Source organism: Chryseobacterium sp. ERMR1:04, from assembly GCF_001297705.1.
In the GTDB taxonomy this organism is placed as follows: Bacteria; Bacteroidota; Bacteroidia; order Flavobacteriales; family Weeksellaceae; genus Chryseobacterium.
Map to the genome: position 1 here is coordinate 1,648,001 of NZ_LIRF01000003.1, position 25,155 is coordinate 1,673,155.

Below are 25,155 nucleotides of genomic sequence, written 5' to 3' on the forward strand. Positions count from 1 at the left end.
AGATCATTTTTAAACAATCAATTATTTAGTAAAATATCAATTCAATGAAAAATAGTACCAATCAGCCTACTGACATGGCTGGTTTATATACGTTGTCGATCCGAATGGTTATCGGGTGGACTTACTTCTCAGCATTTTGGCGCAGACTCGTTCTCGAAAACAAACTCGACCCTGATGAAGCAGGATATATCGGAGAAAAATTCAATCATTTTTTACCCAATGCCTTAGGCATCAAACCGCTCATCGAATATTTGGTAACCCATCCGGAAACACTGCATACTTATATGATGACTTTTACCATTGTTGAAGCAGTGGTAGGATTATTTATTATTTTAGGTTTATTTACCAGATTAATGAGCATCGGAATTTTTGGTCTTGCCATGGGAATTTTATTAGGCTCAGGCTGGATAGGAACAACCTGTTTGGATGAATGGCAAATTGGCGTTCTAGGAATTGCAGGTGGATTTACCTTATTTTTAACAGGAAGTGGTTCTTATTCATTGGACCATTATTTCCTGAAAAAAGGCTTTAAGTTTACTCAGAACAACGGGTTCAAATGGACGGGCTCTGGCGTGTTCCCTATTGTGAATCCTAAACTTTTTGTATTGACGGGCTCCCTTTTAATTTTCGGACTTACGCTTTACACCAATCAATATTTTCATGGAGGTGTTTGGGGAACTTTGCACAATAAATCGGTAAAACCAAAAATTGAGATTTCTAATATTTCGCTTAACAATTCTAATTTAAAGTTTGAAGTTTACAGAACGGAAGGTGTGGATGTCTATGGCTCTTTCCTCATCGGAATTCATATTTTAAATGAAAAAGGAGATGTTTTAAAAGCATTAGATCATATCGAACTTTCAAAGTTTTCAAAGGAAAATATCAACAATCATTATGTCGCCAAAGTGAAAAATGGTAAACACAGTTTGATTATTCCGCTTGGAGCAAAAGCTGATTTAACCATTAATATCGATGATCTTATGGCTCAAAAAGATGAGATTTATACGTTGAAATTAATTGATATTAGTGGGATTGAATGGAAGGCGAAAATCAAATAAAAAACGGCAAAATCTGTCATTCTGAATGAAGCGAATGCGTAGTGAAGAATCTAACCTTTATTAAGCTTGAAACATTAAGGTTTTGTTAAGCTGTTAAGAATATTAAGTTTAGATCCTTCGACTATGCTCAGGATGACATCACTAATACTAATCGTTTAATAGTAAACGTATCGAAGCATCTTCTTTTCTGCAAAAAATCTTTCACAACAAAAATCCTCCGAAAAGTTTCGGAGGATTTGTATTTATTTCAATATCATTTAGTGTACACCACTTAAATCTATTTTTTCTTTGCTCTTTCGTTCTTTTACTAATAAGATAAACGGAATACAAACCAGGAAAGCAATTCCTAAATAAAGGAAAACGTCCATATAAGATAATACCGTTGCCTGTTTGGTGACCGAAAGATCAAGCATTTTATACGCTGCATTCATTGCTGCATCGGGAGTCATTCCTTTTGCCATGAAGCTCGCTTTTAGTCCTGCTAATCGTTGCTGGACATCAAAGTCATTGGAATCTAAATGGGAAACCAAATTAACCCTGTATTTCTGGCTGGCATTCGCAATAAATGTGGTGATGGCTGCGATCCCGAAAGATCCTCCCAACTGTCTCATCATCCCTGTAAATGCTGCTCCTTGTCCAATTTCCTGACCTTTTAAAGTACTTAATGATAAAGAGGTGATTGGAATAAACAGTAATCCTAATCCGGCTCCTCTTACCATCAACATCCAGAAGAATGCGTCTTTACCAGTGTCGGGAGTCAATATTTTATATCCCCAGAAACTATAAATGAAGAACGTAAATAATCCTAAAGAAACCAAGATCTGTTGTTTTACTCCTTTCGAAAGCAACTTACCAATAATTGGCATCATGAAAGCGGTTGTTAACGCCGCCGGAATCATTAATGCTCCGGATTCTAAGGCTGTCCATCCCAAGATACTCTGAGTATATAAAGGAACAATAAATGTTGAACCATACAAACCAAATCCTAATACAAAGGACATGACCGTTCCGATCCTTAAATTACTGTTTTTCAAAACCCTCAACTCTACAATCGGATATTTGAATGTAAGTTCTCTCCAGAGGAATAATATAAATCCTAAAATTGCTGATACGGTAAATAATACAATCCATCCACTCGCAAACCAGTCTTCTTCGTGACCTCTTTCTAAGATATACTGTAATGAACCTACGGTAATGGCCAATAAAGCAATTCCTAACCAGTCTACATCCGAAGCTTTACGCTTTTCAGCATATTTCGGACTTTTTATAAACTGTAATGTCATTAAAGTTGCTGCAATCCCGATTGGAATATTAATATAGAAAATATACGGCCAACTAAAATTATCAACAATATAACCTCCTAATGGCGGACCTAGTGTTGGGCCAATAATTACTCCCAAACCATAAATAGCCTGAGCCATACTTCTTTTTTCAATAGGATAAGATTCTGTAATAATGGTTTGCGATGTTACCAATAAGGCCCCACCTCCAATTCCCTGACATAATCTAAAGAATACCAATTCCCAAATATTATCTGCATTACCGCATAAAAATGAGAACACAGTAAATATGATAATAGAAGCTGCAAAGTAATTTCTTCGTCCGAACTGTTGAGAAAGCCAACTCGTCATTGGCACCACAATTACGTTACCAATGGCATACGCCGTAATTACCCAACCCACTTCAGAAAGTGTAGATCCCAGGTTACCTTTCATCTCGTTCAGGGCAACGTTCACAATCGTGGAATCCACAATTTCAAGCAAAGCACAAAGAATAGCTGTGATCGTAATGATCACTCTTCGGGCTCCATATTCTACTAATGAATCTTCCATAGTTTTTTTATAGGTATTAAAAAATTAAGAGATTATGAGATCTAGAAATTTTAGAAATAAGAACAAGCATTTTTACGAACTAACTTTGTTCTTTATTAAAATTTTTGCTTGATTTTTAAGGATTAAGATTAATATTCTGTTTTGGCTAAAGCCAATTGAAATTTCAATCTTTTTATTAAACGGGCTAAAGCCCGTTCCTATTGATGAGCCTACTCGGCTGTAAATTATTTATGTATTACATATGTAAATAATTCAAATCAAGCATCAATTTCTAAATCCCTTAATTCCTTATTATTTTTAATTATTTTTTAAAAGTGAATTGTCAATTATTAATCAACTCCATTGTCAATTTTACGACTTCATTTTCCAACTTCATCATTGATTTTCATCTACAAAGCCGATATCAACTTCTCTGTCAGTTTTCTGCTGCATTATCCTCTGCATTGAACTCCATTTGCAATATCATCTTCATTACCTCATTTCCCTCTTCATCACTGAATCCTTCCACAAGATCGGCCTCAAACTTCATCATCAATTTTCCTGCTTCATTTTCTTTTCACAATTGACGTGCTTCAGCAAAATTGACAATCCACCTATTTAAATATTATTTCAAAGAAACTTCGGCTTTCACGTTCATTCCAGTTCTTAGCTTTTTAGCAATGTTTGGATCCAGTTTTACAAAGTCGATTTTCACAGGAAGTCTTTGTACTACTTTCACGAAGTTACCACTCGCGTTATCTGGAGGAAGAATAGAGAATGTAGAACCTGTAGCCGGAGAGAATGAACTTACGACTCCATCAAATTCTGTATCTGGGAAAGCATCGATTTCGATTTTTACTTTCTGACCTTCTACCATTTTATCAACCTGAGTTTCTTTAAAGTTAGCAACCACCCATTTTTGGTCATTTTTCACTAAGCTGAATAACTGAGATCCTGCCTGTAAATACTGTCCCACCTGGATTGGAACTTTCCCTACATATCCGTCTTCTGAAGCAAGGATAATAGTGTAAGAAAGATTTAGTTTTGCATTTTCTACATCAACTTCTCTTTGTTTAGCAACTGAACCTGCAACACTGATTTGTTGAGAACTTGCAGCTGTCTGAGAAGAAGCGATGCCCGTTTGTTGAGCAATTTGATTTCTCTGATCAACCAAAACCTGTAATTGTCTGTCTGCAGATTGTTTTGCTGCCAAAGCCTGCTCGTATTGTTGTTCTGTAATGGAGTGGTCTTTTACCAAAACAGAATATCTTTTTAGATCCTGATTGGTTTTCCAAACGTTTACTTTTGCAGCTTCTATTTGAGCATTTGCTGTTGTAACAGCAGCTTCTGAACTTCCTATATTTTTAGACGTTGCTGTTGTGCTTGCCTGAGCGTTTGAAATATTGCTTTTCGCTGTAGATAAAGCTGCTTCAGCTTGTACCAAAGCCATTTTTTGATCTCTGTTATCAAGGATAACCAACGTATCTCCTTTTTTAACTAACTGATTATCTTTCACTTTTATCTGCGTTACGTATCCTGAAACTTTAGAAATCACAGGGCTCATGTTAGAAGCAATTTGAGCATCATCAGTCTCTTCATGAAACTGTCCGTAAGAATATGTTCTGTATCCGTAGATCCCTCCCACTACTACGACAACCGCTAAAATGATTGGGAAAACTAAACTCTTTTTCTTTTTAGGTTCAGTTACTGGTGTATTATTATTTTCCATTTTTGGTCTTAATCTTATTTAATTGTTAAAGTTCCTGTAGTTTGTAATAGTTTTCTGTAAGCCAATGCTGCATCTGCTTTTGCATTAATAACCCCAACATTTGAAGAGATCTGTGCTGCATCTGCGTCTAACAATTCAGTCATAGTAGACAAACCGTTATCATATTTATTTTTTGTAATTCTGTAGTTTTCATTAGCCTGTTCAGCAGCTTTTTCATACACTGCGATTCTCTTTTTAGAATAATCTGTGTTTTGATATTCTCTGTTGACATCAAGCTTAATGTTGTCATTCAATAATTCATCATTGGCAGCTAATTGCTTTTCTCTTGCCTGAGACTGTCTTAATGAAGAATTTTCTTTCCAAATATTAGATAAATTATAAGAAACTCCCACTCCAACATTTACCGCATTATAAAGGGTAAGAAATTTCGGAATGTCAGCTGCTACATAACCACCTGTGAATGCTATTGAAGGAAGGTTTTCAGCTTTTGCCGATCTTGATCCCAATTCAGCCGCTTTTCTTTGTTGAGCCAAAGCTTTCAAATCTTTACGGTTTTCTCTGGCTTCATTTACGTAAAAGTCTACTGCTTTTACTTCAGCACCTTCATCAATATAATTTTGGTCTACTTCAATTTCTGTATTGTCAGGCAATCCTAACAACAGATCCATATTGATATTGGCAATATTATAGTTATTTTTTGCCTCCAGTAATTGCAATTCAATATTTGAAGTTTGAAGATTTGCCTTTAAACGGTCATTTCTAGCAATCACTCCGTTGTTTTCAAGTTTAAGAAAAGTATCGTCTCTTTTTTGAGAAGCTGTAAGGTTTTCTTCTAAAACTTTGATAGATTGGTTTGCTTTAAATAAATTATTATAAGCCTGAGCAACGTTATAAGCAATTGCTATTTTGTCATTCTCTGTGCTTAATTTTGATGCTTCCACCAAATATTTTGCAGACTGTATCCCATATTTAATTCTTCCACCGTTGTAAATCGGAACACTAAGATTCACAGATCCATACGCAACCTGATGTACTTCGGGACCTCCAGCTGCTGAAACACCGGGAAGTTTTAGATCAATATTAGGTTTAATCGGTAGATACATATAGCTTCCTGAAACTTTCAATTCCGGAAGTTGCTTGTTCTTTGCTTCCAAAAGATCTGCGGTAGCTTCTTCTATTTTAGCTGCATCGATCTTAAGACTCTTGCTATTTTGGATTCCCAACTGCACAGCTTCATCAAGGGTGAGTTGTTTTTTCTCCTGAGCATTTGCGTTTGCCATTCCTATAAATAGAGAAAGTGCAATAACTGAATTATTTATTCTCTTCATAACCTAAAAGGTCTTTTAGTATGTATTTAATATGTTTATTGAGGTCTGTATAGTATTTTTCATCAAAAACGCTCTCTTCTTCGGTATCGTTTAAGAATTCTTTATACATTTCTTTACCATTTGAGGCATAAAATAAAGTTCCGCTCACCGTTGCATGAAGCAAGTAGATGGGAGGGTTTTTTGTAAAAACACCTTTCTTTAATCCACTTTCTAATATTTTCGAATACATGGCGATAAACCCCATTTTTGTCTGCTTTAAAAACTCTAGGATCTGAGGGTTTTTTGCATACAGTTGCTCTCTTTGCATGATTCTGTAAAAACATTGGTTATGTCTTACTTTTCCAGCAAACTGATCTACTATTTTTTCTATTTTTTCCCACTCATTGATGTCGGTTCTTTCCAAAATATCTTTTGAAAAGAATTGCCCTTCACTCATTCTGTACTCCACTAATTTCTCGTACAGCTTTTCTTTAGAACCGAAATAGTAAGATATCATAGAAATATTCACATTTGCAGCCTTAGCAATCTCTCTGGTAGAGGTTCCTTCGAAACCCATTTCAGCAAATATTTTTTCAGCGGCGAATAAGATATTTTCTTCTTTTGAAATCATTATACTCTCATTTTTCAAGGCGCAAATTTACACAACATTTTCAAATAATCAAACGATTGATTGATTATTTAATTAAAATTTAATTTTAACTAATGTAATACACTGAAAATTACTATATTTAAGTTAAATAAATTTAAAAAAGTATGAAAAAATTGATTTTCCCGATAAACATTGATTTATTCGCTTTAATATATATGTAGAAGATGGCTAAAAATCAGTAATAGTCATCGTAAACGATGCGAAACAAAAAAACTACGAAAACCAGCAAAACAAATTAATTCAAAAAATATGACATCAAAATTTATCCCTTTATTACTATCCGCAACATTATTATTTTCTCTTAACTGTAAAAATGATGATGATGACAACAGCAGTCAGCAAGAAGCAAAAGTGCAATGTGACTCTTCAAATACAACTTTTAATAAGCTATACATAAGTCTCGTAACACCCACAAACCTTGGAATTGCTCCTACACTAGATTTAGTAGCACACTCTTACACTTTCAGCGTCACAGCTAATAAGACTATCTGTAAGGTTGGTTATCAGAGTGTTCCCGCAATGAGCTCAACGCCTTATTTGATTGAAATTTATGACAATACTTCTGCATCTATTTTATACTCGGGAAGTCATACATTTTCATCAACTGCAACTTCTTATGCTACAATTACACCTGTTGCTATTCAAACCGGACATTCATATACAATAAAAAGAATCCAGAATAATTATGCAAGTAGTATTGTAAACACGATTGGACGACTAATCAGCAACTCAACCTACCCTGTAATTTATGGAGATCTTAAAATTACAGGATCTTCATTTTATGGAACAGGAGGTCCCGTTAATAATAATTCTATTCCTTACATCGATATTGTATTTGAATAAAAATTAAAAACTCCGACGTAATGGTCGGAGTTTTTCTATGTGCTTTTATGAATATATCTTGATAGTTTTATACCCAGATCCGTCCAGATTATTTTAGGGTTTCCATTTCGGGTTAAATGTAAATCTGCCGTTGAAATTTCTTCCAGAATGCTTTCTATATTGGCCCCACTGATGAATTTTGAAAATCCTGCCCAGTTAAAACTATTTGCGTTGATCTTTTTATACACCAAACTTTCTGATTGATAATTTTGAAGCAATGCCAACCTGAAAATTTCAGAACAGTAATTTAAAAAGTTCTTTTGCTTTTCTCTGTTCCAGCCAGCAATTTCTCTTGCCCAAAGTATGATACTTTTAAGAAATTCGGGTTTCTTTTTCACCATAAATGCATCACGAACCCATTGAACAAATAATTTCTCAAACTCATCACTTTTATTTCCTGAGTTCAACAGTTTGATGGCATCATTCAAATCTCCCTGAGCTTGGTGAACAATCTCTTTTATCTTATCATCAGGTACAGAAAAATTCTTTTTAAGATAGCTTTCTATATCGTTATCATTAATTCTTGGAATCTCCACCACCTGCGTTCTGGAAAGAATAGTGGGAAGAATATCATTAATATCTTCGGCAGTAAGAAGAATAATTGTTTTTGCAGGTGGTTCTTCTAAAAATTTCAGAAACTTATTAGAAGCTGCAATATTCATTTTATCAGCTCTCCAAACAATTAAAATTTTAGTTCCTCCTTCAAAACTTTTAAGAGCAAATTTTTGGTTTTGATCATCCACTTCATCCGCAGAAATAAAAAGCTGTTTGTTTTCGGACTCTAAAAAAGCGGTCCAATCATCATAGCTTGCATAAGGCGATTTCAGAATCATCTCTCTGAATTCATCAAACTTATTTTTACTTAAAGAGTTTCTGTTATCTGTAAAAACCGGGAAACTAAAATGCAGATCCAAATGGTTTAGATGCTCCACTTTTGAGGCAGCGTGCTCATTCTCACCTTTTAAAATTTCTTTTGCATACGCCAAAACCATAGGAAACGTTCCATATCCTTCTTTTCCTATGAAAAGCTGGGCATGGCTCACTCTGTTTTCAGCGATACTGTCTCTAAGAAGTTTTTTAAGATTTTCCTGTCCGGCAATGTTCTCCCAATTCATGTCCCAAAGATAAAAAATCTTCGCTCATTTTCTGAATATTAAACGCTATTTAATATATCAAAAAGCAATTGGTATTAAATTTCCATTGACGATATCCCGTATATTATAGGCTATATCAATAATTGAATTAGAATAAATTTTAATTTAAATTTTACACAATATAATTTTTAACAATACTTTTGTAGAGTGATTTTTTAGTCTTAATTTTAAATAAAAATAGGATAGACCACAGAAATTATACGCACTAAAATAAATAATATGGACAATCAACTTGAACAGAAAATAAGGGGAATATTTGAAAAACAAAAAGCTTTCTTTAAAACGCATCAAACGAAAGATATTGCATTCAGAAAAGCACAGCTAAGAAAATTCCGTGAGGTATTTCTGAATCATTCCGATGCTCTTTGTGAGGCTTTGGATATAGATTTGGGAAAAAGCAGAAAAGAAGCTGAATATGTAGAAATTCAAATTGTAATCAGTGAGCTCGATTATCTTTTAGAAAATATCGATGAGTGGGCAAAACCCATATCTGTTGAATCTAAGCCAGACTCGTCGGGGGCGGAGGTCGTGAGTAAAATAATCCATGAACCTTATGGTGTAAATTATATTATTGGACCGTTTAACTACCCTGTTCAATTAACTTTCAGTCCACTTATCGGAGCTTTGATTTCAGGAAATACCGCTATCATAAAGCCTTCTGAAAATACACCTCATGTAGCAAAAGTTTTGGAAGACATCGTAAAAGAATCATTTGACGAATCCTATGTTGCTGTAGTCCAAGGAGCGATTGAAGAAAATACATTACTACTGAGTCTTCCCTTTGACTACATTTTCTTTACAGGAAGTCCAAATGTGGGAAAAATTGTAATGAAAGCCGCAGCAGAACAATTGATTCCTTTAACATTAGAATTAGGTGGGAAATCGCCAACCATCGTTCATAAAGACGCAGACCTTGATAAAGCTGTTCAAAAAATATCTTACGGAAAATGGATCAATTGCGGACAAACCTGTGTGGCTCCAGACTACATTTATATTCATGAATCCGTGAAAGATGCTTTTGTTGATAAATTTAAAGCTTATCTAAAAACAACATATCCGGATGGATCATTAGGGAAAATTGGAAAAATAGTTAATCAGAATCAAATTAAAAATTTGGCAGCCTATCTTGAAGCAGCTCCTGATAAAGTAATTTATGGAGGGAATTATGACCTTGAAACCCGTCATTTCGAAGCTACTTTAATGGAGAATGTGACTTGGAATGATAAAGTAATGCAACAGGAAATTTTCGGACCTATTCTTCCAATCCTCACTTATACTGATATTGATGAAGTATTAGAAGAAATAAACAATCGTCCGAAACCATTAGCCTTATATGTATTCACCGAATCTCAAGAATTTGCAAATGATATTTTGAACCGTACAACGAGTGGCGATGCTGAAATCAACAGCACTATTGTGCATGTTGGCTCTCATCATTTACCTTTTGGGGGTGTAGGAACTTCCGGAATGGGGAAATATCACGGAAAATTTAGTTTTGAGAACTTCAGTCACAGCAGATCTGTACTTCAAGTGAAATAATTTTCATATCAATTAAAACTATATAAAAGGTTGCTCTCATACAATGAGCAGCCTTTTTTGTTTAATAAAATTTGAATTTTCTTTAATAAAAATTGCATTTTTCACCTAAAAATAGGCCCTTAACAAACTTTAACCTCATGAAACTTTTACAATTCATTAATATTTAAGATATTTGCGCATTATTTTAAAAATAAAGAATGAAAAAAATCTTTGTACTATCATTCATATCAGTTGGATATTTCCTTAACGCGCAGAGTTTGAGCAATTCGCCCTATGCAACTTACGGAATTGGAGATGTAAAATATGATAATACGATTGAAACTGCTTCTATGGGAGGGATCTCCACCGCTTATATAAGTGACTTTACAAGTAGTTTCAACTTCGCAAACCCTGCAAATAATGCTAATTTCGAGCTTACAAGTATAAGACTGGAAGCTACCAACGAAAATAATTATTTCAAAACTGATTATAATAATACGAAGTCTACAAAACATTCTACGTATTTATCAAATATTTCATTGGCTTTTCCTTTGTCACCAAAGGTAAAAATGGGACTATCCTACCAGCCATACAGTTCTAAGAGCTACGATATCCTAAATACTGAAACAATGGCTGATGGAACAGTTATTGGTAATAGATTCAGAGGAACAGGTACATTGAATACTGCTCAGATCGCCTTGTCTTATAAAGTAGCTGATCAGTTCTCAGTAGGAGCAAGAGCAAATTACTATTTTGGGAATCTTTATGATACCAACGAACTTGCTTATTCAAACTCACAAGGGTATCATAATGCAGAATTAATCAATGGTTACGAAACGAAGAATAATATTAAAAACTTCAATTTTACATTAGGAGCTAGTTATCAAAAGCTAAATTCTCGTTCCGATCGTAAATTAACCATTGGAGCAACTACTACTTTTGGAAACACGAGTAATATGATGACTGATTATAAAAACAGCACCTATTACTATACAGCAGGAGAAGTAAAAGCAGGAGAAAGTATCATTGATCAAAAAAGTACAAGTTCTAAAAACCTTTTACCGTTACAGGCTTCTTTGGGAGTAGGATATGGTGAAGAAAATAAATGGTTCCTTTCTGGTCAGCTAGATTACAAAAAAGGAGAATCAATTTCTTATTTTGGAAGTAGTTTAGATTTACAGGATTCTTATAGAATTTCTGCCGGAGGTTGGTATTTACCTAACTATAATAACTTTAGAAATTATTTCTCAAGAGTTGTTTACAGATATGGTGCATTCTATGAAAAAGGAAGTCTACAGATTGCCGGTACCGACATCAACAAGTTTGGTATTTCTGCAGGTGCATTATTTCCATTCAAAACAAGTAGCATAACAAGAATGAGTGGTCTTGAACTTGGTTTGGAAGTTGGAAAAAGAGGAACACTTAAGAACAACTTGATTAATCAAAACTATATTAACCTAAAAATAGGTTTCAACTTTGCTGATAAGTGGTTCAGAAAGACTTTATATAACTAACATGAAGTTTGTTAAAAACAGATCATATAAAAATATAGCATACCTTTTAAGTTGTGCTATATTTTTTATATTGACATCCTGTGAAGAAGATCTTACAAAAGATAAAACCGTTCAAAGTAAAAATTTTCCTTCAACAATCATTTACAACGCTAAAATTATTCAGAGAGATTCAGGTTTTATAAGCATGAAGGCTTTAGCACCTATTATTGAAAAATATGAATTGATAGACAGCCCATATACGGTTGCTAAAAAAGGGATTAACATTGAATTTTTCGACAAGAAGAAACCTAAAGTTCCAGGTAGAATCACTGCAAAATATGCCCGAATTTTTGAATATAAAAAATTCTACGAAGCAAAAGGTAATGTAAGAATTACCACGAATGAAGGTCAAAAATTTGCCATGCAAAGTATTTTTTGGGATCAGAGAAAGAATCGAATTTATACTCATGATACTGTATTTGTAACAATGGAAGACGGTTCCACCCTTGTGGGAGCCAATGGGATGACAGCAAAAGATGACTTTTCCGAATATACTTTCTATAAAAATTCAGGAAACTTTAGCACTAAAAAGCTAGCTGAATCTAAAAAATAAATACCTGCTATGATTTTGCATGCCATAGGATTAATGTCTGGGACCAGTTTAGATGGTTTAGATATCTGCTATGCAACATTCGAAAAAAGAAAAACATGGAGTTTTCAAATCATACAGGCCGAAACAATTCCTTATCCTAAAAATTGGGAAGATAAACTTCGAAATTCAATTCATCTTTCTGCAGAAGAATTATTAGAACTACATTCAGAGTATGGTTTTTATTTGGGAAAACTTACCCAAGATTTCATTCAGAAATTTGAATTAAAAAACATTGATATGATCGCTTCTCATGGTCACACAGTTTTTCATCAACCTCAAAAAAAATTCACCTTACAAATCGGAGATGGAAGAGCTATCAAGATACAAACTGGCTTGCCTGTTGTTTATGATTTCCGAACTCAAGACGTTTTGATGGGAGGAAATGGAGCTCCTTTAGTTCCTATTGGTGATGAATTGCTATTTTCTCAATACAATGCATGCCTTAATTTAGGAGGCTTTTCTAATATTTCTTTAAGAATCAACAATAAAAGAATTGCTTTTGATATCGCTCCTGTTAATATTGTTTTGAATAAACTAGTTCAAGAATTCAATAAAAGCTTCGACGAAAATGGAGATTTAGCGAAAACAGGAAATATTGATGAAGAATTGTTACAACAACTTAATTCTTTAGATTTTTACAAACAGTCTCATCCAAAATCATTGGGGATTGAATGGTGTAACAAAAATATTTTTCCTTTATTTGAAAACATTGAGACCTTAAATGTTTTAGCGACCTTCACCGAACATGTAGCACAACAAATTTCTCATGTTATTAATGAACATCAATTAAAAAACATCCTTTTTACAGGTGGTGGAACTTTCAATACGTATTTAATTGAAAAAATAAGAGAAAAAACAACAGCAGAAATCATCGTTCCCGAAAAAGAGATCATAGATTATAAAGAAGCTCTGATCTTCGCTTTTATGGGTGTTTTAAAGCTCAAAAACGAAATAAATGTATTATCTTCTGCTACGGGAAGTTCACACGATCACAGCTCCGGAATTATTGCATAAAAAAAACCTCCATTTCTGAAGGTTTTCTATATTATTTATAAGCTTCGATTTTATCCGTCAAAGTATTAATGAAGTTTTGTAAAGGTTTTTCAACCATCATTTTTATAAATGGATTAAACTTTCCTTCAAAAAGCATCTGTACTTCCGTTTGGTTTTCACTCACTGGGTTCAAAGTAGCTGTTAATGTAAAATCTAAACTTGAACTAGCAGATTTCAAAACCGCTTTCTGATCAGTAACTTCATCTATTTTTAAAGCAATTTCCGGCATTCCCTGTAATCCGAATTTAAAGCCATCTTCTCTGGTTTCAAATTTCTGAAGACCATCCGGCATAAATTCTTTATAGTTTTCAGGGGTTTTTAGTATTTCGGATAATTCTTTAGATGATTTATTGACAATAATCTTTCGTCCTTCTAAATTCATTTTTTATTTTTGTATTTAAATTCTTAATTATTACAAATGTATAAAGTTTTTGTGAACGAAAAAAAATTATTACTGTCTAAGCAACCCGAAGACCTCGAAAAAAAGCTTAGCTATGAAAGTTTCTCAACTTTAGAGATCGCTTTGGATATTTTGGAGAATACATCTGTAAAAGAACTCAATATATTCGGCGAAAATATTGAGGAGATCTGGACTGAATTTCAAAATCTTTTTAGAATTATTGAAGCTGCAGGCGGGCTTGTAAATAAAGAAAATGGCGACATGCTTTTCATCAAAAGATTAGGTAAATGGGATCTTCCAAAAGGAAAAATGGAAAAAGGAGAATCCAGAGAAGAATCTGCTGTAAGGGAAATTGAAGAAGAAACAGGACTGACAGATCTTGAACTGTTGAAATTCATCAATACCACCTACCATATTTATATTGAAAGAAACGGTGATAAAATTCTAAAATGTACCCATTGGTTTGAAATGAATTTCTTTGGAGAAGATACATCAAAACCTCAAATTGAAGAAGGTATTACTGAAGTAGCTTGGAAAAACACGTCTCAAATAGAAAATGAAGTTTTCCCAAGTACTTTTAAAAATATTGAACTTATTGTAAAAGAGTTCTGGAATATGAAGGCTAAATAAAGTCTATCGCTTTTTCCAGAGAAATCCCTCTTGAAGCTTTTAATAGAATATTTTCTGATTGAATAGTATTCAGTTTTAAATATTCTATTAATTCTGCTGTATTCAAAAAAGCAGATGCTGAAGAATTCACATTTTTAAAATGCGCTCCAACTGTTATTATCTCATTAAAACCTAGATCCTGAGCCAACTTCATTATATTTTGATGCTCATGTTCACTCTCCTCTCCTAGTTCCAACATATCACCAATAATGATTGTTTTTGACCCTTCAAAAGTAATGAAGTTATGCAAAGAAGCGGTCATAGAGCTTGGATTCGCATTATAGGTATCAAGAACCAAGGTTTTACCTTCTTTTTTAACGATTTGAGAACGCATATTGGTTGGCGTATAACTCTCAATAGCTTGTTTTATTTTTTCAAACTCAATTCCAAAATGCAATCCTAAACTCGCTGCAGCACAAAGGTTGGTAAAATTATATTCTCCAGTAAGTTTAGATAATGCTTTGCTATCTCCGTAAGACAATCCTACAAAATGTTCTTCAGAAAAAGATTCAAAATTATAATCTGAATTTTCTTTTCCAAAAGTAATTTTAGGTTGATAGTTTTCTGTTTTCTCTAATTGAATTGAATCATTTTCATTAATTAAAATAGTTTGATGATGATTTTTCAAATAATCATACAGTTCAGACTTCCCTTTTATGACTCCTTCAAAACCTCCAAAACCTTCTAAGTGGGCTTTACCAAAATTGGTAATATATCCAAAATTAGGCTGTGAAATGGTACAAAGTAGCTCAATTTCCTTTTGATGATTGGCTCCCATTTCTATAACGGCCATTTCATGTTCAGGTTTAATAGAAAGTATCGTTAAGGGAACACCAATATGGTTATTCAGATTACCATACGTATATTGAATAGTAAACTTTTCAGAAAGAACAGCATGAATAATCTCTTTTGTAGTTGTTTTCCCATTACTTCCTGTAAGTCCGATTATAGGAATCTGTAGTTGATTTCTATGATGAATAGCCAACTCTTGTAAAAATTCTAATGTAGAAGGAACAAAGAAAATATTTTTATCTTTATTTTCAAAATCTTTTTGCTCAACAATCACCGCCAAAGCACCTTGATCTATCGCTTTTTCAGCAAAAGTAGCACCATTGAAATTTTCTCCGGAAAAGGCAAAAAAGATATCATTCTCACCTATTTTTCTGCTGTCTATGGTGATTCTATTAGATTGTAAAAATAAAGAGTAAAACTGTTCTATATTCATGTGGAAATATATATATATTTTTTTTTAAGAGGTCACATGCAATCGCCAAATCTATGTGAGTATTTTAGATTTTTTAACCAAAGCGATTTCATAGGTCAAAAATAAAAAAACCTTCCAATAGTTTGGAAGGTTTTTGAAATTATTTTTGATAAATATTATCTTCTAGTTCTAGCCTTGTCATTAGCTCTAGCATCTTGTGCTACACGGAATCCGATCCATCCGTATGCTTTTCCTTGGTTTTTGTATCTTCTTTGACCTGGGTCCAGCCAATAAGCTGTATCCTGCCAAGAACCTCCTTTTACTACTCTCACTTCATTGTTCATAGCAGAAGTTCTGTCCTTAGTATCTTTTTGTAATACAACTTTACCGTTAGCATTTACAATAAACCTTGTTTTAGGAGAATTGTACATGTCGAAACCAGCAGCAGAATCACTTGCAGTTCTATACTCTAAAGATGATTGTCTGTCACCATCTCTGTAGTCTCTGTAATCAGCAACTGTTTCTCTTTCAAACTGACCTGGTAAGTTTTTATAAACTAATCTACCATCAGCTAAAGTATCATACTTGATATTGCTCTCATCAACCATCTTATACGTTCCATCTCCGTTTTTCACAACAGCTTGAGGCATATTTCCTCTGTAGTAGTTGAAATCACTGAAGTTTTCATCGATAATTGGTCTGTAAACATCGGCAGTCCATTCTGAAACGTTTCCGTACATACCATAGATACCTAAATCGTTAGATGGATATTGTCTAACATCTGCTGTTCTAGCAGCACCGTCATTTTTCCATCCTGCAATACCTGAATAGTCACCAGTACCCATTTTGAAATTTTCAAGGTACATCCCTCTATCTTTTCCTTTAGTACCTCTTAGCAATTCAATTTCAGGTTTTTTACCTTTATATTGATTGTATTCTCTATTTTTAGCCATACCAAGAGCTGCATATTCCCATTCAACTTCTGTAGGAAGTCTGAATTTCGTAACCATAGCAGCGTTTGGAGCTCTGTTTGCAGCAAGCAATCTTTGGTTGGTACTTTTTATACCAATTTTTTGCTGCATTCTTTTTTCGTTAATGTATCCCTGAATTTCCGGATCATTCGACTTGAATTTATCCATGTTAAATGCAGTTCCTCCTTGGTTATTAGATTCATTGATATATAAATCTTTAGCAATTACTCCTGCTTGCATTAAAGCCTTTTCGTTCGCTCTGTCTGACAACCATTCACAGTATCTGTTAGCCTGCGTCCAAGATACACCTACTACCGGATAGTAATCGAATTCAGGAGAACGGAAATACGTTTCGTTGAAATCGTTTCTTGATAGTTTGTTATCCCACAATAAGGTATCCGGTAAAGCACCGTTATAGATTTCCTTAAAGCTTGGATCGCTTGGAGGGAATACATACTTCAACCATGTAAGGTATTCGCGGTATTCATAATTAGTAATTTCTGTTTCTCCGATAAAGAAAGAACTTACCTGCATTCTGCGAGGCGAGTTATTCCAATCGTGCATAACATCATCTTTCACTAATCCCATTGTAAAAGTTCCACCTTCTACATATACCATTCCTGGCCAACCTTTCTGCTTCTGTTGCTTTCCTGCAAAAAACCAACCCTGTTTTTCGTTTGGCTTCCAACCTGTCTTGCTGACAAATTTTTTAGTACCACCACCTTTACTGGTACCTGACCCACCACAACTGGTTAATGCAAGTGTAGAACTCAATGCTATTAATGAAAACAACTTTAGTTTTTTCATAGTCGATTATAAATATTTTCAAAGTACAAAGAAAAAATAAATTATTCAATAAATCAAGTAAAGATTTGATTTTTTTGAAAAACGTTAACAAATTAATTTTATTGTATCGCAATTTAATTCTAAAATTTTCATTTATTTTGTAATTTCGAATTTTCAAAATCAAACATGAAACAAAAACTAACGCTTTTACTCTTATTATCCTTTGTATCAACGATTTGGGCTCAAAGAATGACCATAGATTGGGATGGTTCCAAAATTCAGAATTTTGGAGACACAAAATTGAATCTTCCCAACTTCAAAAATGAAGGATTTTCTTATGGTCGAAATAACATTTTTATGTCGACCAAACAAAAAGTTGGAGAAAAACAGCTGAAGATTTCTAACCAAGTTTGGGAAAATGTTTCCAACAAAGAGTTATTTGACTTAAATAAAGAGTTATTTTCAAGCAACGAAATTAAAGACGTTTCCTATTACTATCTTGAAGGTGAAAGATACGCAGGTATAAACGTCTCTTTATTTAAAAATGTGAATGGACGGGCTCAAAGATTATCATCATTTGAAATTTCAGAAACATCTTTACCTAATAACTTTGGGAGTGCTGCTAAAGTAGGAAGTACTGCTAATCCTTTAGCAACGGGTGGTTTTTACAAAATAAAAGTTGACAAATCCGGTATTTTTAAAATTACAAAACAATTTTTACAAGATAACGGAATCAACCCATCTTCTGTAAACCCAAAAAATTTCAGAATTTATGGGAATGGAGGGATTATGCTTCCTGAATATAATCAGGATGTAAAATATAGTGCTCTACAAGAAAATTCTATACAAGTGGTAGGAGAAGACGACGGCGTATGGAATGACAATGATTATGCTTTGTTTTATGCTCAAGGTCCCAATGGCTACAATCTTTACAACAATGGAAATGGGAATGGTTTCAAAAGAGCAGAAACAAGAAGTGACAGAAGTAACAATGTTAAAAATATTTACGAAGATTTCGCATATTATTATATCAATTTTGATAAAGGGCCAGGAAAAAGAGTACAATCTGTAGATGCTAACTTACCTAATACAACCCTAATCACAAGATACGATGGGTATCAGGTCATCAACAATGATCAGAAAAATTTACTAAAGCTCGGAAGGACTTGGGTAGAAGATACTCCTTTTATTACGGAAAAAGCAATTACTCTTACCACTAATTCGCCGATACAAAGCTCAGATCTTATAAGATACGGAACTAGCGTAATTGGTTATAAATCTCAAAAAAATAGTATTGCATTTAATATTAATAATCAGAATCCCATCACCCCAGCTCCAATCGCTGACAATGCCCCAGACTTTTTTCCTATAAAATATGAAGGAACATTAACGGGCTTAAGCGGTAATCAAATTACCATTAAAGCTATTCCTAACATTACAGTAAATCCTAACGGAACATTTTACTTTGATTATGTAGAGGTACAGTATAAAGAAAATCTAAGTTTTAATGGTTCACAAATGAGTTTCAGAGATTTCTCTTTGGCAAGCGGCACCAACACAGGTTATGGTTTTGGTATAACGAATACCTCTGCAATGGAACAAGTATGGGATGTTACAGATATCACGAATGCTAACAGAAGAGTAAATAAAGCAGTTGGGAATACTAATTTCAATTTTGGATACATTACTGCTGATCAAAATTTCAATAATGAGTTTGTCGCATTTAGAGCAGATGCAGCTTTTACGCCTCAGTTTGTAGAGCGAATTACTAATCAAGATCTTTCAGGATTACAAAATGTAGATTATTTAATTCTTACTGTTCCTCAGTTAATGGGACAGGCTCAAAGATTAGCCAACTACCATCAAACAAAAAATAACTTCAATGTTCAGATCGTAGACATTAGTAAAATTTACAACGAATTTGGAAGTGGAAGTAAAGACCTTACAGCCATTAGAGATTTTGTAACAAAACTAAATACACCAACCGGGAAATTAAAATATGTATTTATATTAGGAGATGCATCTTATGACTATAAAAACAGAATCCCAAACAACTCTAATGTAGTTTCAGGTTATGAAAGTGAAAATTCTGGAGATGTAGTAAATTCTTTCATTACAGATGATTATATTGTCATGACAAAACCTCAAACTTACATTAGCATTGAGAGTAACCTTCCAGATTTACCTATTGGAAGAATTCCTGCAGCCAATACAACAGAAGCAGGGAATATGATGGATAAAATATTGGCATATTACAATAGCTTGTCTGGTCAATCTAGTCCTTTTGGAGAATGGCGTATGAAATTGGATTTTGTAGTGGATGATGATCACAATGAAAGCCCTACTAATCCTATACCATTCCACACTACAATGAACAATGCGTTGGTAAATGTTTTTGAACAGACCGGCTCTACTACTCTTAAAGAGTATAATATAAGAAAGCTATATTTAGATGCATTTCAAGCACAAAGTACAGCTGGAGGACAAAGATACCCGCAAGTAAACCAAGCTATTTCAAATGATATTGGTAATAGTTTATATCTTTTCTATTTCGGACACGGAGGTATTAATGGTTGGGCGCAGGAAAGAGTATTAACTACGGATGAAATTCAAAACTCAAATAATTTCTCTAACGTTTACAGCAGGTTTCCATTTGTATCCACGATAACATGTGAATTTACGTTATGGGATGATCCGGAAATATTTTCTGCTGGTGAACAGTTTATTAAACTAAAACAAGGTGGGGTTTCAACAATGATTACATCAAGCCGTGCTATAGCGATTGATTACGGTATAGATTTCACCAATATTTATACTAAAGAGATATTTAAATTGGTAGGAGATGATTTCCTTTCTTTAGGAGATGCACATTTAAATGCAAAAAAAATAAAAGGTCCCAATTCTAATCATTTAAAAGTAAATCTCCTTGGTGATCCTGCTATGAAGTTAAGCAGACCTAAAAGATTATTAATTATTGATGATATTAATACTCCAGTTCCGGGATTAATCAGAGGATTGGATTTTGTAAAAATAAAAGGACACATTAATAATACAAACGGAACAGTTAATACCAGCTTCAACGGAAGAGTTGTTATTAATATTTTTGATAAAAGATTAAACAAGCATACATTAAATAATGATGGTAATCTTACAGTTCTTAATTACACAGAAGAAGGAAGTGCTATTGTAAAAGCATCTGGAACTGCTGTAAATGGAGTTTTCACAGTAGAATTCTATGTTCCAAAAGATATTAACTATGCTATCGGAGAAGGACGAATTTTAGGGTATGCTGACAATAAAACGATGGATGTATTCAACAACCAAGCGGTACAAGTTGGAGATATTAACCCTAACGGGATTAATGACAACGAACCTCCAAAAGTAAAACTATACATGAACAACACCAACTTTGCTAATGGCGGTATTACCAACCAGAGCCCAATGTTGTTGGCATGTGTTACCGATGATACAGGAATTAATTCTACAGGATCTGGTATTGGTCACGATATAACTGTATACCTGGACGGTCAAATTATCAATACTGTTGTATTAAATGATTTTTATTCTTCTGGGGAAGGAAATGGTTGTTTGAGCCCAAGTTTAGCAGACTATCAAAAAGGGAATGTAACCTACCCTTTCAGAAATTTAGCGATTGGTCAACATCAATTAACATTTAAAGTTTGGGACATAAACAATAATTCGACAACCTCTACGTTAGACTTTGAAGTTAAGGATGAAGCCGATCAGCACTTGGTGATTAACAGACCATTAAACTGGCCGAATCCTTTTACCAACAAAACCTATGTTCAGTTTGAGCATAATTGCGATGATATTTTGGATGTTAACGTTCAAATTTACACAATAACAGGAAAATTAGTAAAAACAATATCACAACCAGTTGTTGCAGAACCCTTCCTACAGGGCTTTAGAACACCACGTCAGGCAATAGAATGGGACGGAAGAGACGATTTTGGGTCAACAGTAGCAAAAGGTACGTATATTTTTAAGATATTTGCAAAAAGTCAAAACCAAGAAAAATGCAAAGGAAGTGCCACAGCTGTAGAAAAAATGGTACTTTTGAAATAAATTAAAATAACATAGATAATAATATTAACAAAAAACTGATAATATATAAAAGACAACATATGAATTTAACTACTAAACTGCTTTTAGGAATTGGGTTAGGTGCTGGTTTTTTAGGGTATTCTCAAGATTTAAGTCTTGTAAGACCTGTATTAACCGGAGCTCCGTTTTTAAGAATCGCGCCAGATGCGAGATCAGGAGGTATGGGAGATCAAGGGGTGGTTACCTCTCCTGATGCATTTTCTCAATTTTGGAATGCTGCAAAATATCCTTTTAGCACGTCAAGTTCTTCCGTAGGTATCAACTATACACCTTATATGGGAAAACTTACTAATGATGTATTTTTACTATATGCTGCATTTCATAAGTTTCTAGGGCAGGAAGAAAGATCCACCATCTCTGCGAGTATTTATTACTTCAACATGGGACAAGTAGATCTTACCTCGTTAGTAGGTTCAGAAGTGACTTCTATGGGTACATCTAAGCCAAATGAATTCTCTATTGATGTTGCGTACGGTCTAAAACTTTCAGATTCTTTCTCAATGGCTGTAACGGGTAGATTTATTCGTTCAGACTTAGCCGGAGGATTCAACACAGATACAACGCTTAAGCCTGCAAACTCTTTCGCAGTAGATATTTCAAGTTACTATTCATCTCCTAAATTCTCAAGTTTCGGTGGATATGATGGTAAACTGAACGCAGGTCTTGCCATTCAGAACTTAGGTCCTAAATTAGACTATACAGGAAATGAAGAATCTAGATCTTACCTTCCTACAATGGCTAGATTAGGTATTGGTTACGATATGTATTTAGATGATGTAAACAGAATTGGACTTAGTGTTGAAGGATCTAAGCTTTTAGTTCCTGGTTCTGAATTCGTAGGAATTGATCCTAATAATAGACAACCAATGTATAAAGTACCTAACGTTGGTGTAATAGATGGTATCAGTAAATCTTTCAAGAACCCAAACAGTATCATGTATAGTGGAGCATTGGAATATTCTTACAACAATGCATTTGCAGTAAGAGGAGGTTATTTCCACGAAAGCGAAGAGCAAGGTGCTAGACAGTTTGCAACTGCCGGTATTGGTTTAAAATACAATTCTTTCGGACTTGATATTTCTTACCTAATTAATATGTCTAAAATTAATACTGCTTTAGATAACACACTACGTTTCGGATTGACCTGGAACATTGGTGATCAAACATCTAATGCCGATAATTAATAAAATATAACACATTTTCTAAAAGACTGTCTACTTGTAAGACAGTCTTTTTTTTGCCACTTATTTTCAATATAACACTACGTATTTCTACTTCATAATTACTGAATTTCTACTTCATCATTGATCATATATCAATGGTTTACAACACACTAGCCCAATTGTAGTAGATAGGTAGTATCCCCTTTTTTTTCCGTTACCTATATATTTGTTATAAAATAATCTTTCCTAATACACTTGAAGAGCCTATAAAAAATAGTATAGGAAAATCTACTATTAGGATATGAAAAATTACACAAAAACGGAATGAAATTATTAACGAACTCCTCGCTAAGACTCAATGTACAATTTACTTACTTCATTTGGTTTGTTTTATTGATACTGCCCCCTAGATATAAACCCCAATCTATTTCTTCCCAAGTTCTTAAAAAAGAGAACATCCTTACCTGTAATAACACAGCCAATATTCCTATTAGCGGAGTAGTAACGATTAATAACATACAAGTAGCCTCCTCCTATACAGGGGATGTAGCACCTTATGTTAATGGTTACACAAGCTCCTGTAATGGAATTACCATGAACCCTGGCTCAATGTTGGTTGGTCAATTAGATGCTTGGTCTTTGACTCTTACCTTTAGCATACCCGTTAATGACTTAATTATTGTCTTAGGAGGAGCTGGTTCGGGTCAAAGTAATGGTAATGAAAATTTTATTTTCAACTCAAATGGAGGCCCTGTATCTATCTTTTCAAATAATTCCTGTTATTCTACCATTATTGGTAACGAACTACTTTCGGGCTTAAATGCCACGCCTGCTGGTGGAGGTGGTGGTTATTTTAGAATCCATGCACCCAATGCCTATACTACATTAACCCTTCATGGAGCTGGAGGACGCGCAGGATCAATACTTGCAATATGTAAAGATAGCATTATCCCAGAGCCTCCTACAATCATAAGCTCTTCAACAACAATTTGTTTTGGAGGTAGCGTTACTTTAACTTCAAACCAAGCTTCAGGAAATACTTGGTCTACTGGGGAAACCACCCCGTCTATCACAGTAACAACTCCCGGTACATATACCGTAACCCATACTAATGGAGGCTCTGCATCTATTATAATAACTGAAGAACCGGATCCCAATTTACAGATAACAGGAGATTTAACGACATGTGGAGAACCTGTGCAACTTACTGCCTTAGCCAACGGAACAGGAAATACCTATTCGTGGTCAACAGGAGAAACAGGAAATACTATTATAGTCAGTAATCCGGGTACCTATACCGCAACAGTAACTACAGTTGCGGGCTGTACATATCAAAAATCTGTCATTGTCACACAAGGCCTAGTTCCTGTAGTCCAAAATACAAGTATAAGCTTATGTTCAGATTCTACAACTGATATTTTTGATCTCACTTCTACACAAGCTGATATTAGTACAACTCCCGGAGTAACCTTTGCATACTATACAAATCAAGCTGACGCTATGCTCGGAAATGCAAATACCATTGCAACTCCTACATCTTACACCTCTGCAAATACTACAATTTATGTACGGGTATTATCTACATCCGGTTGTTTCAATATTGCTGAACTCCAATTAATAATCAATCAAAATATCGTTGCAACAAACTCTGAGATCAGTATCTGTTCCAGTGATTCTACAACAATATTTGATCTTACTTCAGCGCAAGCTGATATGAGTATAACTCCCGGGGTAAGTTTTACCTACTACACCAACCAAGCAGATGCTATAGCAGGAAATACAAATAATATTGCTAATCCTTCTGCATATACTTCTGCAAATACAACTCTTTATGTAAGGGTAAGCTCGAGTTCATGCTATAGCATCGCCGAACTTCAACTCAACATAAATCCGAATCCTGTTCCGGTAATTACAGCATCTGCCAATGTAATTTGTAATGATAATCCCGTAACGCTAACTTCAAATTTACCTACAGGAAACGTTTGGTCCACAGGAGAAACAACACAAACCATTACCGTTTCAAATGAGGGAACCTATACCTTAACCAATAACAACGGTACCTGTATAAGTACACCGGTTTCTATTGCTATTCTTAAACAAATAGATCCAAATCTGCAAATAACAGGTAACCTCCTATTTTGTGAAGGTGATTCTACGATCCTAACCGCAACTGCTAACGGAACCGGAAACACATTCTTATGGTCTAATGGAACCACAGGACCTACAAATACGGTGACAGCTCCCGGTATTTATTCCGTTACCCTAACAACAGCTTTAGGATGCCAGTATCAACAATCGGTAACCGTTGCCATGGATCCTATTATCATTGTCAACATATTACCTCCTTCACAGACCATTACCTGTCTGGTAACTGAAATAACACTGGATGCTACGGCATCTGTATATCAACCAGGAGCTACTTTCCTATGGACAGCTACAGCAGGGGGAAATATTGTATCAGGGGGAAATACTTTAAATCCTGTAGTAAATGCAGGCGGAACTTATACCCT

17 protein-coding genes and 1 pseudogene are annotated in these 25,155 nt (G+C 34.3%); 10 read left to right on the forward strand and 8 right to left on the reverse strand.

All coding sequences use genetic code 11. From position 1 onward, the window contains the following. Positions 1–44: 44 nt before the first annotated feature. Positions 45–1,058 carry a TQO small subunit DoxD gene (locus tag AMQ68_RS07480; RefSeq protein WP_054509941.1) on the forward strand — a complete coding sequence of 338 codons (1,014 nt, stop codon included), beginning with the start codon at positions 45–47 and terminating at the stop codon, positions 1,056–1,058. Positions 1,059–1,315: 257 nt separating this feature from the next. Here AMQ68_RS07480 and AMQ68_RS07485 read toward each other — a convergent pair whose 3' ends face one another. The 4 genes from AMQ68_RS07485 to AMQ68_RS07500 all read right to left on the reverse strand — a co-directional run bounded on the left by AMQ68_RS07485 (position 1,316) and on the right by AMQ68_RS07500 (position 6,536). Next, entirely contained in the window at positions 1,316–2,890 is a 1,575-nt protein-coding gene (locus AMQ68_RS07485) for a DHA2 family efflux MFS transporter permease subunit (protein ID WP_054509942.1), read from the reverse strand. A 604-nt stretch (positions 2,891–3,494) separates the two neighbouring features. Continuing rightward, the gene (locus AMQ68_RS07490) at positions 3,495–4,598 is read right to left on the reverse strand and encodes an HlyD family secretion protein (protein ID WP_054509943.1); all 1,104 of its coding nucleotides are present in this window, start codon (positions 4,596–4,598) and stop codon (positions 3,495–3,497) included. Between the two features lie 14 nt (positions 4,599–4,612). After that, entirely contained in the window at positions 4,613–5,926 is a 1,314-nt protein-coding gene (locus tag AMQ68_RS07495; protein ID WP_054509944.1) for a TolC family protein, read from the reverse strand. Further along, positions 5,910–6,536, reverse strand: a complete 627-nt coding sequence (locus AMQ68_RS07500) for a TetR/AcrR family transcriptional regulator (RefSeq protein ID WP_054509945.1) — start codon at positions 6,534–6,536, stop codon at positions 5,910–5,912. The genes AMQ68_RS07495 and AMQ68_RS07500 overlap by 17 nt, the downstream gene beginning before the upstream one ends. Positions 6,537–6,824: 288 nt before the next feature. On the opposite strand from AMQ68_RS07500, the gene AMQ68_RS07505 reads away from it, so the two are divergent. Further along, on the forward strand, positions 6,825–7,418 hold the full coding sequence (locus AMQ68_RS07505) for a hypothetical protein (RefSeq protein WP_054509946.1): 594 nt from the start codon (positions 6,825–6,827) through the stop codon (positions 7,416–7,418). 35 nt (positions 7,419–7,453) lie between these two features. On the opposite strand, the gene AMQ68_RS07510 is transcribed toward AMQ68_RS07505, so the two are convergent. Beyond that, positions 7,454–8,572 carry a DNA polymerase III subunit delta' gene (locus AMQ68_RS07510; RefSeq protein ID WP_054509947.1) on the reverse strand — a complete coding sequence of 373 codons (1,119 nt, stop codon included), beginning with the start codon at positions 8,570–8,572 and terminating at the stop codon, positions 7,454–7,456. Positions 8,573–8,830: 258 nt separating this feature from the next. Here AMQ68_RS07510 and mdlD point away from each other — a divergent pair, with 258 nt between their 5' ends. From mdlD to AMQ68_RS07530, 4 genes are all read left to right on the forward strand, one after another. Continuing rightward, positions 8,831–10,150: an NAD(P)-dependent benzaldehyde dehydrogenase MdlD gene (gene mdlD / locus AMQ68_RS07515; protein ID WP_054509948.1), complete on the forward strand. Its 1,320-nt coding sequence runs from the start codon at positions 8,831–8,833 to the stop codon at positions 10,148–10,150. 197 nt (positions 10,151–10,347) lie between these two features. Next, complete coding sequence (locus AMQ68_RS07520) at positions 10,348–11,643, forward strand: hypothetical protein (protein WP_054509949.1); 1,296 nt, start codon at positions 10,348–10,350, stop codon at positions 11,641–11,643. Position 11,644: 1 nt separating this feature from the next. Beyond that, positions 11,645–12,235, forward strand: a complete 591-nt coding sequence (gene lptC, locus AMQ68_RS07525; RefSeq protein WP_054509950.1) for an LPS export ABC transporter periplasmic protein LptC — start codon at positions 11,645–11,647, stop codon at positions 12,233–12,235. A gap of 9 nt (positions 12,236–12,244) precedes the next feature. Beyond that, positions 12,245–13,288, forward strand: a complete 1,044-nt coding sequence (locus AMQ68_RS07530; RefSeq protein ID WP_054509951.1) for an anhydro-N-acetylmuramic acid kinase — start codon at positions 12,245–12,247, stop codon at positions 13,286–13,288. A gap of 31 nt (positions 13,289–13,319) precedes the next feature. On the opposite strand, the gene AMQ68_RS07535 is transcribed toward AMQ68_RS07530, so the two are convergent. Then, the gene (locus AMQ68_RS07535) at positions 13,320–13,709 is read right to left on the reverse strand and encodes a hypothetical protein (protein ID WP_054509952.1); all 390 of its coding nucleotides are present in this window, start codon (positions 13,707–13,709) and stop codon (positions 13,320–13,322) included. A 36-nt stretch (positions 13,710–13,745) separates the two neighbouring features. Between AMQ68_RS07535 and AMQ68_RS07540 the strand changes: the two genes are divergently transcribed. Further along, positions 13,746–14,357 (forward strand): NUDIX hydrolase, encoded by a 612-nt coding sequence (locus AMQ68_RS07540; protein ID WP_054509953.1) that lies wholly within the window; start codon positions 13,746–13,748, stop codon positions 14,355–14,357. On the opposite strand, the gene murF is transcribed toward AMQ68_RS07540, so the two are convergent. Together murF and gldJ are read right to left on the reverse strand one after the other, a co-directional pair. Further along, entirely contained in the window at positions 14,350–15,621 is a 1,272-nt protein-coding gene (gene murF, locus AMQ68_RS07545; protein WP_054509954.1) for a UDP-N-acetylmuramoyl-tripeptide--D-alanyl-D-alanine ligase, read from the reverse strand. The genes AMQ68_RS07540 and murF overlap by 8 nt on opposite strands. 155 nt (positions 15,622–15,776) lie before the next feature. Next, positions 15,777–17,378, reverse strand: coding sequence for a gliding motility lipoprotein GldJ (gene gldJ, locus AMQ68_RS07550; RefSeq protein WP_054509955.1), 1,602 nt, complete (start codon positions 17,376–17,378; stop codon positions 15,777–15,779). A gap of 165 nt (positions 17,379–17,543) precedes the next feature. On the opposite strand from gldJ, the gene porU reads away from it, so the two are divergent. The 3 genes and pseudogenes from porU to AMQ68_RS07565 form a co-directional block, all read left to right on the forward strand. Continuing rightward, complete coding sequence (gene porU / locus AMQ68_RS07555; protein ID WP_054509956.1) at positions 17,544–21,443, forward strand: type IX secretion system sortase PorU; 3,900 nt, start codon at positions 17,544–17,546, stop codon at positions 21,441–21,443. Between the two features lie 59 nt (positions 21,444–21,502). Further along, a complete protein-coding gene (porV, locus tag AMQ68_RS07560; RefSeq protein WP_054509957.1) occupies positions 21,503–22,666 on the forward strand; it encodes a type IX secretion system outer membrane channel protein PorV in 1,164 nt (387 codons plus the stop codon). 303 nt (positions 22,667–22,969) lie between these two features. Continuing rightward, positions 22,970–25,155, forward strand: a pseudogene (locus AMQ68_RS07565) (hypothetical protein); the annotation flags it as partial.

What these genes read in the sequence shown, in the direction of transcription:
- AMQ68_RS07480 (WP_054509941.1), top strand. Translation starts at nt 45, where the DNA reads ATGAAAAATAGTACCAATCAGCCTACTGACATGGCTGGTTTATATACG.
- AMQ68_RS07485 (WP_054509942.1), bottom strand. Translation starts at nt 2,890, where the DNA reads ATGGAAGATTCATTAGTAGAATATGGAGCCCGAAGAGTGATCATTACG.
- AMQ68_RS07490 (WP_054509943.1), bottom strand. Translation starts at nt 4,598, where the DNA reads ATGGAAAATAATAATACACCAGTAACTGAACCTAAAAAGAAAAAGAGT.
- AMQ68_RS07495 (WP_054509944.1), bottom strand. Translation starts at nt 5,926, where the DNA reads ATGAAGAGAATAAATAATTCAGTTATTGCACTTTCTCTATTTATAGGA.
- AMQ68_RS07500 (WP_054509945.1), bottom strand. Translation starts at nt 6,536, where the DNA reads ATGATTTCAAAAGAAGAAAATATCTTATTCGCCGCTGAAAAAATATTT.
- AMQ68_RS07505 (WP_054509946.1), top strand. Translation starts at nt 6,825, where the DNA reads ATGACATCAAAATTTATCCCTTTATTACTATCCGCAACATTATTATTT.
- AMQ68_RS07510 (WP_054509947.1), bottom strand. Translation starts at nt 8,572, where the DNA reads ATGAATTGGGAGAACATTGCCGGACAGGAAAATCTTAAAAAACTTCTT.
- mdlD (WP_054509948.1), top strand. Translation starts at nt 8,831, where the DNA reads ATGGACAATCAACTTGAACAGAAAATAAGGGGAATATTTGAAAAACAA.
- AMQ68_RS07520 (WP_054509949.1), top strand. Translation starts at nt 10,348, where the DNA reads ATGAAAAAAATCTTTGTACTATCATTCATATCAGTTGGATATTTCCTT.
- lptC (WP_054509950.1), top strand. Translation starts at nt 11,645, where the DNA reads ATGAAGTTTGTTAAAAACAGATCATATAAAAATATAGCATACCTTTTA.
- AMQ68_RS07530 (WP_054509951.1), top strand. Translation starts at nt 12,245, where the DNA reads ATGATTTTGCATGCCATAGGATTAATGTCTGGGACCAGTTTAGATGGT.
- AMQ68_RS07535 (WP_054509952.1), bottom strand. Translation starts at nt 13,709, where the DNA reads ATGAATTTAGAAGGACGAAAGATTATTGTCAATAAATCATCTAAAGAA.
- AMQ68_RS07540 (WP_054509953.1), top strand. Translation starts at nt 13,746, where the DNA reads ATGTATAAAGTTTTTGTGAACGAAAAAAAATTATTACTGTCTAAGCAA.
- murF (WP_054509954.1), bottom strand. Translation starts at nt 15,621, where the DNA reads ATGAATATAGAACAGTTTTACTCTTTATTTTTACAATCTAATAGAATC.
- gldJ (WP_054509955.1), bottom strand. Translation starts at nt 17,378, where the DNA reads ATGAAAAAACTAAAGTTGTTTTCATTAATAGCATTGAGTTCTACACTT.
- porU (WP_054509956.1), top strand. Translation starts at nt 17,544, where the DNA reads ATGAAACAAAAACTAACGCTTTTACTCTTATTATCCTTTGTATCAACG.
- porV (WP_054509957.1), top strand. Translation starts at nt 21,503, where the DNA reads ATGAATTTAACTACTAAACTGCTTTTAGGAATTGGGTTAGGTGCTGGT.